Source organism: Arthrobacter sp. H20 (assembly GCF_000520515.1).
GTDB lineage: Bacteria > Actinomycetota > Actinomycetes > Actinomycetales > Micrococcaceae > Arthrobacter_D.
Genome location: NZ_KI914755.1, coordinates 21050 through 34205 on the forward strand (window position 1 = coordinate 21050; position 13156 = coordinate 34205).

Genomic DNA, 13156 nt, shown 5'->3' on the forward strand with positions numbered 1-13156 from the left:
GCAAGAGAGAAGGAGCACCATGAGTTTCCCCCACCACCGGCCCCGCCGGTTGCGGACCACCCCCGCACTGCGTCGACTGACCGCCGAGCACAGGCTCAGCCCCGCCGAGCTAGTGCTGCCAGCCTTCATCAGGGAAGGACTCTCGAGCCCGCATCCCATTTCCTCAATGCCCGGGGTAGTGCAACACAGCGCCGAGTCATTGAAGCGTGCGGCGGCAGAAGCCGTGGAACTTGGTGTCGGCGGCATCATGCTGTTCGGTGTGCCCAAGCACCGCGACGCGACAGGCAGCGCGGCAGTGGACCCGGACGGTGTGCTCAACCGGGCCATCGTCGATGTCAGGTCCGAGGTAGGCGATGACCTGGTGATTATGAGTGATGTCTGCCTCGACGAATTCACCGATCATGGGCACTGCGGGGTGCTCTCGGAGGATGGAACTGTTGACAATGATGCGACGCTGGCGGTGTACGCCGAGATGGCAGTCGCCCAGGCCAACGCCGGGGCGCACGTCCTTGGCCCCTCCGGCATGATGGACGGTCAGGTGGCAGTCATCCGGCAGGCCCTTGAAGAGGCCGGGCACCAGGAGACAGCTGTCCTGGCGTACGCCGCCAAGTATGCATCGGCCTTTTACGGACCCTTCCGTGAAGCAGTGGATTCGCAGTTGCAGGGCGACCGGCGCACCTATCAGATGGACGCCGCGAACCGTCGCGAGGCGCTTCTGGAGGTCGAGCTGGATCTGGAGGAAGGTGCTGACATGGTGATGGTCAAACCTGCCATGAGCTACCTGGACATTCTCGCCGATGTTGCAGCACACTCGCCGGTGCCGGTCGGTGCCTACCAGATCTCGGGGGAGTACGCCATGATTGAGGCCGCCGCCGCCAATGGCTGGATCGACCGTCGTCGAGCTATCGAAGAATCAGTCCTCGGCATCAAACGTGCCGGGGCGAATATCATCTTGACCTACTGGGCCGCCGAACTTGCCGGCTGGCTGAAGGAGTAACAGACATGACCGTTTCAGAAGAACTCTTCGCCCGGGCACAGACCCTCATGCCAGGCGGCGTCAACTCACCGGTTCGGGCCTTCGGCTCGGTCGGTGGCACACCCCAGTTCCTGGTGTCAGCCAATGGCCCCCACGTCACTGACGCCGACGGGCGGGAGTACGTTGACCTGGTCTGTTCCTGGGGTCCGGCGCTGCTGGGGCATGCGCACCCGGCGGTGCTGGACGCAGTGCATCGAGCTGCCGGCAACGGCCTCTCCTTTGGCGCATCGACGCCGGCGGAAGCAGATCTGGCACAGCTGGTCAGGGACCGGGTGCCAGCTGTTGAGCGGCTGCGGATGGTCTCCACCGGCACCGAAGCGACGATGACGGCCGTCCGACTGGCGCGTGGTTACACTGGGCGCAACCTGATCGTGAAGTTCGCTGGTTGCTACCACGGGCACCTGGATTCCCTGCTTGCCGCCGCTGGCTCGGGCCTGGCGACCCTCGCGCTCCCCGGATCTGCCGGGGTCACCGCCGCGACGGCAGCGGAAACCCTTGTCCTGCCCTACAACGACCTGGCTGCAGTGGAAGCGGCGTTCGCCCAGCACGGCGATTCCATTGCGGCTGTCATCACCGAGGCCGCACCGGCCAACATGGGAGTAGTCACCCCGGGCCCCGGGTTCAACGCCGGGCTGTCACGGATCACCGCCACGCATGGAGCGCTTCTGATAGTCGATGAGGTCCTCACCGGGTTCCGGGTGGGGCCCGGCGGATACTGGGGCCTTACCGGAGGAGCCAAGGACGCCCAGGAACCCTGGACGCCCGACCTGCTGACTTTTGGGAAAGTGATCGGGGGCGGGCTACCCGCTGCGGCGCTGGGTGGCCGTGAGGATGTCATGAACCACCTCGCCCCGCTGGGACCGGTGTATCAGGCTGGTACCCTGTCCGGGAACCCGCTGGCAATGGCAGCTGGGGTCGCGCAGCTGACCAACGCGACAGCCGAGGTCTACCACCAGATCGATTCCAACTCCCTGGCGCTATCCACAGCGCTGTCAGCTGAACTGGACAGTGCCGGCGTCGATCACTCCATCCAGCGCGCCGGCAACCTCTTCTCCGTTGCGTTCGGGACGTCGTCGGGCGGTGTTCACAACTACGCAGATGCTCTGGCGCAGGAGTCTTACCGGTACGCGCCGTTCTTCCACTCCATGCTGGACGCGGGGGTTTACCTGCCGCCGTCGGTCTTTGAAGCGTGGTTCCTGTCGTCCGCCCACGACGACTCAGCGATGAACCGGATCTACGAGGCGTTGCCTGCCGCAGCTGCTGCGGCCGCAACCGCGACTGGCGCCTGATCAGCGACCAAAAAACGCCCCGCACCGGTTGATGCATCGTCCGGTGCGGGGCGTTTTTTAGGCTGGCCTAGCGAGCGTGACCTGCTGCCTCAGGACGCCGGGACTACGTCCCCGCTGGGCCACTGTTCCTCAATGTAGGCGGTCACCTCAGGGGAGTGGAGTAGTTCCTCGAGCTTGGCGATCCGTGCGTCGCCGTCCGAAGCGGTGTTCCAGGCAAGGAAGTTGGCGTAGGGGTTGCCATCCAGGGACTCGACCACCAGGGCATCGGTGGTGCTCAGACCGGCGTCCAGGATGTAGTTCCCATTGATGATCGCCAGATCGACGCTCGGGTCCTGGAGGTCATTGAGCAGCAGTTCCGGCTGGTTCTCGATGAATTCGAGTCCCATCGGGTTCTGCTCGGGGGAGAGTGCCAGCACCGAGGCGTCGTCGGCAATGCCCTCAAGCAACCCGGCGTCCTGCAGCAGCGTGAGCGCACGGGCCTGGTTGGAAGGATCGTTGGTGATCGCGATGCGCCCGCCATCGGGGATGTCGGAGACATTCTGGTGCTGCTCCGAGAACGCTGCGTAGGGCTCGATGTGGACTCCCTCGCCGTGAGCGAAGTCGTAGCCCTGTCCGTCCACCTGGCTCTCGAAGTACGGCAGGTGCTGGAAGTAGTTGGCGTCCAGATCACCGTCGCTCAGCGCGATGTTGGGGGTGGTGTAGTCGTCGAACTCAGTAATTTCCAGGTCAAGGCCGGCGTCTTCGGCAAGAAACTCGTCAACAAACTCGAGGATCCGAGCGTGCGGCTGCGGGCTCGCCCCGACGGTAATGACCGCTGGGTTTGCCGGGTCCAATGAAGAGACGACGGTGGGGGTGGTGGCCCCGCCGCAGGAGCTCAGTGCCAGGGAAGCAGCGATGCCCGTGGCGGTGAGGGTGAGGAACTTGCGCAAGAGGGTTGGTTTCCTTTCGGGATGATGGACAAAAAGTGTGCCGGTGAGAGCAACTGGATCGGGGGAAAGTTAGCCTCCGGCCACCTGGGCTGCCGCCCGACGACGAAGCCGGTTACCGGTTCCAGCGGTCGCAGCTGACCGGTGATCCACCCGGCGTGCAGCCCAATCACCGGTCAGCTGAATAGCCTGCACGACGAGGACGATGATGATGATCACCACCACCATGACCGTGGTGTCGAATCGCTGCAGGCCGTAGTTATAGGCCAGCCGGCCGAGCCCGCCACCCCCGATGATTCCTGCCATCGCCGAATACCCGACCAGCGTGACGAGCGTCGTCGTGAAGGCAGCTATCAGCCCGGGAAGTGCCTCGCGGAGCAGGACCTTGGTCACCACCTGCAACCGGGTTGAGCCCATCACCAGGGCAGCGTCGATCTTGCCCGAAGTGACGTCACGCAACGAGGTCTCGACCAGGCGGGCGAAGAAGGGGATCGCGCCGATGCTCAGCGACACGGAAGCAGCGACCGGCCCGATCGAGGTGCCGGTCAGTAGCCGGGCCAGGGGGATCAGCGACACCATCAGGATCGCGAACGGGATGGACCGGGTGATATTGACGACGACGCCGCTAATCACCTTGCTGGTGACCGGCATTGGCCGCAGCCCGTCGGGGGCGCTGGTTAGGAGAAAGACTCCCAGCGGTAACCCGATCAACAGGGTGAAGAAGCCTGAAATACCCACCATTTGCATGGTTGCGGCAAACTCCTCCGGCAGTGCACGGGTGATACCGGGGTTGGTGAAGAGCTGATCCAGAAAGTCCATCACGCCACCCTCGCCGCTATGCCCTGGGACTGCAGGTACTGCAGTATCTGATCAACCGGCGCATGGTCACCCATCTCGATGCGCAAGCGGCCGAATCGGCTGTCGGCGAGGTTTTCCACACTGCCCGCCAGGACGTTGATCCTCAGATCAAAGTGTCGGCCGAGATCGGAGAGCACTGGACCGGAAGCGATATCTCCGGCGAGCAGCAACTCGAGGGCTGGCACCGGGCCAGGGGCATGAGCGGGAAGGGGCAAAAGCGCCAGTGATAGCTTTCCGCCGAGCGTGGCGGCCACGTCCTGTAGCCGGCCATGCTCGACGATCCGACCATTCTCCAACAGCGAGACCGAGTCGCAGATGCGCTTCACGACGTTCATCTCGTGGGTGATGATCAGCACTGTCAGGCCGAGGGTGTCAGTGAGATTGTGGATCAGATCCAGGATGTCGTCGGTGGTTGTTGGATCCAGTGCAGAAGTGGGCTCGTCGCAGAGGAGCACATCCGGTTCGGATGCCAGCGCCCGGGCTATGCCGACCCGCTGCTTCTGGCCGCCGGACAGCTGTGACGGATACGCGTCGGCGAAACCGGTCAGACCCACCAAATCCAGGAGGCGGGTCACAGCCGAAGCGATATCAGCCTTTGGGGTCTTCACCAGCTCGAGAGGGTGGGCCACATTCTGCGCGGCAGTGCGTGAATCCAATAGATTGGCATGCTGGAACACCATCCCGATTCGGCGACGCGCCGTACGAATCTCCGAATCTGCGACGGCGGTGAGTTCGCGTCCGTCGATAGTGACCGATCCTGAAGTGGGGCGGTCCAGCAGGGTGAGACAGCGGACGAGGGTGGACTTTCCTGCGCCTGAATGACCAATGATGCCGTGGATCGAACCACGGGGCACTGCCAGGTCCACGCCGTCCAGGGCCGTGATGATGCGAGTACCCTGCCGATAGGTTTTGCGCAGGTCGGAAACGGTGATCATTGGCCCTCACGGTTGCTGGTGTCAGCCGGGTGGTTCAGCGCATCCCGGCTTGCGGGCGCACTGACCTGCGCCCAAGCCATCCTCACACGCATGAAAGAAGTGACTGAACTTTAGTGCTGCGGATCACTCCGAGAGCGCGTCCGGGACGATCCTCGGGTGAATTATCGAAGAATCTACGATACAGGGTGGTATCGGCCGGTAGCCTCCCTACGATGCAATCGCTGGCCAGCGTCCTTCAACCACAGCCGCCGGATCCTCGCGGCGCAGGTACTCCTGAAAACTCGCGGCTTGCCGTGCTGCCCACACCACCTGGGACGCATGCAGTGCCTCGGCCGAATGGTTCAGCTGCTGGAACCGCTCGGCGAGGACTGCGGCAACCTGCAGGGTCGCCAGCACATCAGCGGCCGACGTGTGAGCGTTCTCGAACGCAACCCCGTAGTGCTCACACATGGCAGTCAACGTCCGCTTGCCGCGACGGAAGCGGTCAGCCTGCTTGTCCATGATGTACGGATCGAGGACGGGAAAGGGATGGGGGACCGGCACCGCGTGCCGCGCTCCCTCGCTGGCGAACACGGTGAAGTCGTAGCGTGCGTTGAACGCCAGGACAGGAACCCCCGCAGCGAACAGGCGGCCGAGGACGGCGGCAACCTCCCGGATCACCTGCTCCACCGGTTGCCCCTCACTCCGGGCACGGTCGGTACTGACCCCGTGGATGGCTGCGGCCTCGGCGGGGATCTCAACCCCGGGGTCTGCTATCCACTCATGCTGCTCGAGAACCACCCCGTGGGCATCGGCCAGGAGTATCGATGCGGTGACGATCCGGGCGCGAAGAGGATCCCGCCCCGTGGTCTCGAGGTCGAAGGCTGCGCGAGGGTGGTGATGCCAGCTGTCCATAGCCCCGACGCTATCCTGTGGTTCCCACATTCTGGGGAGGTGGGCCCGGCTAGGGTGGAATCCATGCGTGAGGATTTCGCCGAGGCGGTGTATGAAGTGGCGGGGGCCATCCCGAGTGGCTCGGTGCTGTCCTATGGTGACATTGCTGAACTTCTGGAAACCGCCGGTCCCCGGCAAGTTGGAGCCGCCATGTCCCGGGCCGTCGATGGAACGCCGTGGTGGCGGGTGGTCCGCGCGGGTGGGCTACCGCCCCGTGGGCACAGCGCTCGGGCGATGCCGTTCTATACAGCTGAAGGAACCCCATTGCGGTTCGCGGGGCGTCGGGGTGGTACCGAGGGGTCTTACAGCATCTCCATGGCTGCCGCTCGCTGGAAGCCGACTGAAGCGCAGCAGGCGGTGCTGGATGACATTCGTGCGCGCCTGGCCGAGGTTTCCGGGCCGGGCACCAAAAGGTCACACCCCCATGATTGGGTTGGACCATGAGTATCACACCACCTCTGATGACCGCAGCTGCCCTGGGTGCCGATGCGCTGGCGCAGACTGCACCACGGCTCAGCCCTGAGGAGCAGCTGGTTGTTGGACTCGGGAAAGGCAGCGGGCCGGTGCTGGTGCTCGGCGGCCCTGGAACTGGCAAATCGACTGTGCTGATCGAGTCGGCCGTGCGGCGGATCAACGAGGAAGGGCTGGACCCCGCGTCGGTCCTGGTGCTGGCACCGTCACGTCTCGGCGCGGCCAGGCTTCGTGACGCGCTGACGTCACGGCTGAACCGCAGCCTCAGTGCAGCGCCGGCGCGGACCTGGGCGTCCTATGCATTCGACCTGATCCGCAGGGCACGGATTGAGGGACGGATGCCTGATCTGTCCCGCAGCCCGCGTCTGCTCTCAGGCGCTGAGCAGGACCTCATCATCAAGGAACTCCTCGATGGTCATCTCCGACCGGGTGCTACGCCGCTGGGATGGCCCGTGGGTCTATCCCTGGCTCTGGCCACCAGGGGCTTTCGACAGGAGGTCCGTGAGCTCTTCGACCGGGTCAGCGAGTATGGCATGCATCCAGCTGAGCTGGCCGAGCTGGGCCAGCGCTTCGACCGCCCGGATTGGACGGCGGGCGCGCAGCTCTACCAGGAGTACCGCGACGTCCTGGACCTGCGCATGCCCGAGGCGTTTGACCCGGCCGGAGTTCTCACGGCCGCACGCCAGCTGCTGGAGTTCGACGAGGAGCTCTTGGCCCAGGAGCGGTCACGGCTCCAGCTGATCCTGGTGGACGACTATCAGGAGTCCAATGCTGCTGTCCACGCACTGTTGACCCTGTTGGCCAGGGACGCCGATGTTGTGATCGCTTCCTGCCCGGACACGGTGGTCCACGGGTTCAGGGGGGCGCGCCCCGAGCTCACCGGACGGCTCGCCACTGACATCGCCGTCAGGACCGAGCTGCTGACTGTTGCCCTGACCTCCTCCTACCGGCTCTCCGGGCGGTTGGCGGGAGCGTGGCAAAATGTTGCCTCACGCATCTCGGTGGTGGGCGGCGCGCCGGTGTACAGGGCGCTGGAACCAGCGTCTGCGGGACCGGATGCTGCGCCGCGCACGGGGGCCGTCTCGGCCCACCTGGTGGACTCTTCGTTCCATGAGTTGCGGTACGTTGCCCAACGGATCCTTGAAGCGCAGCTTCTCGGGGGGCGCAGCCTTGCCGACATCGCGGTGATCGTGAGGACCGGGGCGCAGGTGGCCGAATTTCAGCGGTACCTGACCGGCCAGGGAATTGCGGTGAATGTTCCAGCGGCAGAGCGTGCCATTCGTGATGAGCCAGCAGTGAAGCCGCTGCTGGATATTTTCGGGGTGGTACTGGGTCAGATCGACCTAGACGCAGGGCTGGCCGTCTCACTCCTCACCTCACGCATTGGCGGTGCGGGGACGCTTGAGCTCCGTCGCCTCCGCCAGAGTCTTCGGCAGACCGAGTTGGCGGCTGGCCGGGGGCGCACCAGCGACGAGCTGCTGGTGGAGGCTCTTGCCGAACCTTCGGTAAGTGGTCCCGGGACGCCGGGCGGAAGCGCGGCGCGGCGGATAGCCCGGATGATCTCTGCCGGTTCCGCAGCGCTTGAGGCGCCTGGAGCGAACCCCGAGACGGTGCTGTGGGAGCTGTGGGAAGCATCTGGATGGTCCAGCAAATGGGCTGACTCAGCCGTCGCTGAAGGAGCGTCATCGGTGAGGGCAGATCGGGACCTTGATGCGGTAGTTGCCCTGTTCCAGACCGCCGAACGATTTGTCGACCAGGTGCCGGGGGCTGCTCCCGCTCGATTCCTTGAGTATCTGACCAGCCAGGAACTGCCAATGGACACCCTGGCGCCGCGGGCGCACAAGCAGGAGTCGGTGTCGTTGCTGACCCCGGCCAGTGCCTCCGGCAGGCAATGGCCGGTAGTGATCGTGGCGGGCATCCAGGAAGGAACCTGGCCTAATCTGCGGCTCAGGGGGGAGCTGCTGGGCTCGGGTGAGCTGACCGCGCTGATGGACCACGGTGCTGATTTCCGGCGGCATCGTGACCCCCTGATCCTGATGCAGGAGATCCGCTTTGATGAACTTCGAAGCTTCTCGGTAGCAGTGTCCCGAGCTGCCGAAGAACTCATCTGCTGCGCCGTGGCATCGGATGAGGCACAACCCTCCCCGTTCCTGGACCTCGTGGACCCCCTGCCGCCAGGACAGCTGGAACGGGCCCGCACCGAGGTGCAACGCCCGCTGACGCTTCGTGCACTGGTGGCTGAACTCAGGAAATACGCTCAACAGACGGCAGCCTACCCTGAGCTATCCAGCGAAGCGGCCAGCCACCTGGGGGTCATGGTCAACCACTCGCCGGAGGTTCCGGGCGCCCATCCACGAGGGTGGTGGGGTTTGCAAGAACTTTCCTCCAGCGCCCCGGTGGTCGCTACCGACCAGCCAATTCCGGTCTCACCATCCAAGGTCGACGCCGTCCTGCAATCACCGTTGAACTGGTTTGTCTCGGCGGTCGGAGGTGAACCGACAATGGATTTCGCGCGCTCCCTGGGAACGTTGGTGCACAGCATTGCCCAGGACCTTCCGGACGCGACCGGCAGTCAATACGTCGAGGAGCTGCAGCGACGCTGGCCCTCGTTGGGAATGAAGGAGAACTGGGAAGGCAGGATCGACTTTCAGCGTGCCGAACAAATGGTACGGAAGCTTGCCGGATATGTGGTCACCATGCGCCAGGACGGGCGATCGCTGATCGGCACTGAGATCGATTTTCAGGTGGATCTTGAGGTGAGCACAGACCAGGGCCAGCGAGTCGCCAGGCTACGGGGACAGATTGACCGGCTGGAGATTGATGCCCAAGGCCGCCTGGTCATCGTGGATCTCAAGACCGGCAAGTCCGCCCCCTCCGTGGCAGACCTGGATCGGCACCCGCAGTTGGCTTCCTACCAGGTCGCGTTGAACGAGGGAGCGCTCACCGAAGGACAAGCTCCCGGATCGGGTGGCGCCGCTCTGGTTCAGCTCGGCACCACCCGAAAGGAAGCTGGAGTGCAGCAGCAACCGGCGCTGTCCACCGATGACCGATGGGCCCGGGACATGATTGAGGAAGCAGCGCGTCTGATGTCTGCAGCACGCTTCGACGCGGTTCACGACCCTCAGCGATCGGGTCACGGGGGGACAGGGTGTCGGCTCCCCGAAATCTGCCCATTGTGTCCAGAGGGCCAGCAGGTGACCGAATGAGAACCACATCAGAGCCGGACAGTCGCGGCGTCGTCCAGGTTGCTGATGGGCCGGCCCGGCGGTTTTCTGCCCGGGACCTGGCTGCTCTTCTGCACCGCGACCCAGCAACTCCCGTGCAATATCCCACCCCCGATCAGGTCACTATCATTGAGGCTCCGCTTGAGCCGCTGCTTGTCATTGCGGGCGCGGGGTCAGGTAAGACGAAGACCATGGCGGACCGGGTGGTGTGGCTGGTGGCAAACGGCTTGGTCCGACCAGAGCAGATCCTGGGGGTAACCTTCACCAAGAAGGCAGCCGGAGAGCTGTCCACCCGGATCCGTCAGCAATTGTCAGCACTTTACCCAGCACTGGTGGCGGAGGGGATCGGGGAAACCACCGAGGACGGCCTGGACCCAAGCGTTTCCACCTATCACTCGTATGCGAACGCAATTGTTCAGGATTACGGACTGCGCATTGGGGTGGAACGCGATTCAGCGATGCTGGGGGCAGCACAAGCCTGGCAACTGGCCAGTTCGGTGGTGGAAGCCTACGAGGGAGAGTGGGAACACTTCAGCGCTGCGAAGTCCACTCTGGTGAAGGCCGTCCTCACGATGGCTGGGGAGTGCGCTGAGCATCTGGTCACTCCGGCAGAAGTGAGGGCGGTGCTGAGGGAACACATCTCGATCGTCGGCGACCTGGAGTACGCGGCGGGTACAGCCCGCCGTCCGGCCCAGACAGTGGGGAAGATGCTGGACAAGCTCCGCACCCGCGTCACTGTGACTGAGCTGGTCGAGCATTACTCCGATGCCAAACACTCGCGTCGACAGCTTGATTTCGGCGACTTGGTAGCGCTTGCAGCGAGAATTGTCAGCGACATCCCCGAGGCGGTGGAGATGGAGCGCCAAAAATACCAGGTGGTGCTGTTGGACGAGTTTCAGGACACCTCATTCGCCCAGATGGTGTTGTTTTCAAAGCTCTTCGGCGATGGTCGGGGTGTCACTGCTGTGGGAGACCCCCACCAGTCAATCTATGGGTTCCGGGGAGCATCAGCAGGCCAGCTCGGCACGTTCCGCACCACCTTTCCCCTAACGGTCGATGATGGGCTGCGGCCATCACCGGTTGCCAACCTTTCGGTCGCCTGGCGCAACGGCACTAGCATTCTCGCCGCGGCCAACGCAGTCGCTTCCGAACTCAACCGGCAACCCGGCTGGCAGAAAACCAGCACGCTGCTTGTTCCTGCGCTGGAGCCTAAGCCACAGGCTGGGGTGGGGGAGGTCTACCTGGGCCGGTATCTGTGCGAAGCGACGGTGAGCCTGGGGGACGGAACCGTCACGGGTGAGTCAGCAGCCCTGGCCGATCAGGTGGAGCGGCATCGCCGGCGCAGTTTCGAGCGGGGGACGGACGGCAGGGCTCTTAAACCTACTGTGGCAGTGCTGTGCCGAGGGCGACGGCAATTCGAACCCATTCGCAGAGAACTTGTCCAGCGCGGGATTCCGGTGCAAATCGTGGGTCTTGGCGGCCTGCTCCGCACACCCGAGATAGTTGAAATACTTGCCGTGCTGAGGGTGCTCGGTGATCCTGACCGTTCAGACTCGCTCCTCCGGCTGCTGTCGAGTGCGCGATGGCGGTTGGGCCCGGCAGACATCATGGCGCTGGGCGACTGGTCAAGGCAACTGGCCCGGCGACGTCAATGGTCGACGTCGGTCAACGAGTCGGCCCAGAAGTCGGTCCACAGCGCAGACCAGGCGGTCCAGCGGGATGGCGAAGGTCTTCCGGGGATCGAATCCACTGTCCTTCCCGACGCAGTGGAATTGGGCAGCTTGGTCGAAGCAGTTGACCAGCTACCACCGGTTGACTGGGTGTCGGGCAGCGGTCGCGAACTAAGCAGCGAGGGGCGAACCCGCCTGGTTCGGCTTCGGGATGAGCTGCGCGTCCTCAGGGACTTTGTCGGCGATGATCTCACTACCCTGATTAACGAGGTTGAGCGACGGATTCTTCTCGATATCGAAGTGGCAGCGAAACCGCAGGTGGGCATTCACGAGGCCCGGCGGAACCTCGACGCGTTCGTTGAAGCCGTAGCGGGTTTCAGCTCGACGGCTGAACGGGTGGACCTCTCGGCGTTCCTGGCCTGGCTTGAAGCAGCTGATGCTGAGGAAGATGGCCTCCCGGTCACCGCACTGGAGACCAACCGGGACGCGGTGCAGCTCCTAACCGTGCACGCAGCCAAAGGACTTGAGTGGGACATCGTGGCAGTCCCAGGTTTGAACGAGGGCGCTTTTCCCAGTGGATCCGACTCGCGGTGGAGCAGCGGCGACTCAGCGATTCCGTGGAATCTACGCGGGGATGCTGCAGAGCTTCCGCAGTGGGACTGGGAACAGGTCGATCAGGTGTCGTGGATTGCCAGCGAGAAGGACTTCACCGCTGAGGCTCGCTATCACGCCGAGCGAGAGGAACGCCGTCTCGCCTACGTCGCATTTACCCGGTCCAAGCACGTGCTGGTGTGTACGTCGTCCGCGTGGGGCGCGGGCCGAACCAAGCCGACCTCGGCGTCGACCTATCTGACTGAACTCCGCGAACTCGCCGATGAACATCAGCCGGGCTTCACAGTGCTGCACTGGCTTCGCGAAGGAGCCGAGGGAGATACGAACCCAGCAAACGTCGCCCAGGCACGCGTCGCCTGGCCAAGCGACCCGTTGGGTCTCCGGCGTCAGGGAATCGAATCCGCTGCAGCAGCCGTATTGTCAGCTGCAGCTACCGGGAACGGCATCGATGGTCAGACCGACACCGCCGGGGCCGACCTGAGAGCTCTCAAGGGCGGGCGGTGGAGTGAAGAAACGAGACTGGCACTGGCCCGGCATTCCCGCTCCACGAGCAGCCCGGCGGTGGAGCTTCCGGCCCACATCTCAGCCTCCCTCCTGGTGGAACTGTCTGACGATCCTGCTGCTGTCGCTCGACAGCTCAGGCGCCCGGTGCCGAGGCGTCCCGGTATGGCTGCGCGGCGCGGAACGGCCTTCCACACCTGGATTGAGGAGTATTACGGGACGAGCGGAATGCTGGATCTGGGGGAGACTCCCGGGGTCGATTCCCACATCGATGAGGCGCTCGATCTTGACAGCATGATCGCCACCTTCAAGGGGTCGGTCTGGGCCCAGCGGCTGCCGACGGAGCTTGAGGTGCCCATCGAAACGAAAGTGGGCTCACTGGTGGTACGCGGTCGCATCGACGCCGTCTTCCGGGGCGACGACGGAGGATGGGAACTGGTTGACTGGAAAACGGGTACGCCGCCGTCGCGCGAGAAGCTGGCGGTGCGGTCGGTGCAGCTTGCCGTCTACCGGTTGGCCTGGGCACGGTTGAAGGCGGTTCCGCTCGAGTCCGTTCAGGCAGCGTTCTATTACGCCAGCACTGACACACTGATTCGGCCCTATGATCTAGCCGATGAGGCGGGGCTGGAGGAGATCATCGAGCGGGCAACATCGGCGAACCCAGGAGCAGTTGCACCCTGATCGGACGCTGGCTGACAGCG

At 64.1% G+C, this 13156-nt stretch carries 9 protein-coding genes; 5 read left to right on the top strand and 4 right to left on the bottom strand.

Translation table 11 applies throughout. From position 1 onward, the window contains the following. Nucleotides 1–19 precede the first annotated feature (19 nt). Together hemB and hemL are read left to right on the top strand one after the other, a co-directional pair. Nucleotides 20–997: a porphobilinogen synthase gene (hemB, locus tag Y703_RS0115220; RefSeq protein WP_026553395.1), complete on the top strand. Its 978-nt coding sequence runs from the start codon at nucleotides 20–22 to the stop codon at nucleotides 995–997. 5 nt (nucleotides 998–1002) lie between these two features. Next, nucleotides 1003–2325 carry a glutamate-1-semialdehyde 2,1-aminomutase gene (gene hemL, locus Y703_RS0115225; protein WP_026553396.1) on the top strand — a complete coding sequence of 441 codons (1323 nt, stop codon included), beginning with the start codon at nucleotides 1003–1005 and terminating at the stop codon, nucleotides 2323–2325. An 89-nt stretch (nucleotides 2326–2414) separates the two neighbouring features. Here the strand turns inward: hemL and Y703_RS0115230 are convergent, their stop codons facing one another. The 4 genes from Y703_RS0115230 to Y703_RS0115245 form a co-directional block, all read right to left on the bottom strand. After that, the gene (locus Y703_RS0115230; RefSeq protein ID WP_026553397.1) at nucleotides 2415–3254 is read right to left on the bottom strand and encodes a MetQ/NlpA family ABC transporter substrate-binding protein; all 840 of its coding nucleotides are present in this window, start codon (nucleotides 3252–3254) and stop codon (nucleotides 2415–2417) included. A 69-nt stretch (nucleotides 3255–3323) separates the two neighbouring features. Then, complete coding sequence (locus Y703_RS0115235; RefSeq protein WP_026553398.1) at nucleotides 3324–4070, bottom strand: methionine ABC transporter permease; 747 nt, start codon at nucleotides 4068–4070, stop codon at nucleotides 3324–3326. Continuing rightward, complete coding sequence (locus tag Y703_RS0115240; protein WP_026553399.1) at nucleotides 4070–5044, bottom strand: methionine ABC transporter ATP-binding protein; 975 nt, start codon at nucleotides 5042–5044, stop codon at nucleotides 4070–4072. The genes Y703_RS0115235 and Y703_RS0115240 overlap by 1 nt, the downstream gene beginning before the upstream one ends. Before the next feature lie 207 nt (nucleotides 5045–5251). Then, on the bottom strand, nucleotides 5252–5938 hold the full coding sequence (locus Y703_RS0115245; RefSeq protein ID WP_026553400.1) for a 3'-5' exonuclease: 687 nt from the start codon (nucleotides 5936–5938) through the stop codon (nucleotides 5252–5254). A gap of 63 nt (nucleotides 5939–6001) precedes the next feature. Between Y703_RS0115245 and Y703_RS20280 the strand changes: the two genes are divergently transcribed. From Y703_RS20280 to Y703_RS0115260, 3 genes are read left to right on the top strand one after another with little or no spacing between them, the layout of a single operon-like run. Further along, nucleotides 6002–6421 carry an MGMT family protein gene (locus tag Y703_RS20280; RefSeq protein WP_035765489.1) on the top strand — a complete coding sequence of 140 codons (420 nt, stop codon included), beginning with the start codon at nucleotides 6002–6004 and terminating at the stop codon, nucleotides 6419–6421. After that, a complete protein-coding gene (locus Y703_RS0115255) occupies nucleotides 6418–9654 on the top strand; it encodes an ATP-dependent helicase (protein ID WP_026553401.1) in 3237 nt (1078 codons plus the stop codon). The genes Y703_RS20280 and Y703_RS0115255 overlap by 4 nt, the downstream gene beginning before the upstream one ends. Continuing rightward, complete coding sequence (locus Y703_RS0115260; protein ID WP_026553402.1) at nucleotides 9651–13136, top strand: ATP-dependent helicase; 3486 nt, start codon at nucleotides 9651–9653, stop codon at nucleotides 13134–13136. Before Y703_RS0115255 ends, Y703_RS0115260 begins: the two co-directional genes overlap by 4 nt. The last annotated feature ends 20 nt before the right edge of the window (nucleotides 13137–13156 follow it).

What these genes read in the sequence shown, in the direction of transcription:
- hemB (WP_026553395.1), top strand. Translation starts at nt 20, where the DNA reads ATGAGTTTCCCCCACCACCGGCCCCGCCGGTTGCGGACCACCCCCGCA.
- hemL (WP_026553396.1), top strand. Translation starts at nt 1,003, where the DNA reads ATGACCGTTTCAGAAGAACTCTTCGCCCGGGCACAGACCCTCATGCCA.
- Y703_RS0115235 (WP_026553398.1), bottom strand. Translation starts at nt 4,070, where the DNA reads ATGGACTTTCTGGATCAGCTCTTCACCAACCCCGGTATCACCCGTGCA.
- Y703_RS0115240 (WP_026553399.1), bottom strand. Translation starts at nt 5,044, where the DNA reads ATGATCACCGTTTCCGACCTGCGCAAAACCTATCGGCAGGGTACTCGC.
- Y703_RS0115245 (WP_026553400.1), bottom strand. Translation starts at nt 5,938, where the DNA reads ATGGACAGCTGGCATCACCACCCTCGCGCAGCCTTCGACCTCGAGACC.
- Y703_RS20280 (WP_035765489.1), top strand. Translation starts at nt 6,002, where the DNA reads ATGCGTGAGGATTTCGCCGAGGCGGTGTATGAAGTGGCGGGGGCCATC.
- Y703_RS0115255 (WP_026553401.1), top strand. Translation starts at nt 6,418, where the DNA reads ATGAGTATCACACCACCTCTGATGACCGCAGCTGCCCTGGGTGCCGAT.
- Y703_RS0115260 (WP_026553402.1), top strand. Translation starts at nt 9,651, where the DNA reads ATGAGAACCACATCAGAGCCGGACAGTCGCGGCGTCGTCCAGGTTGCT.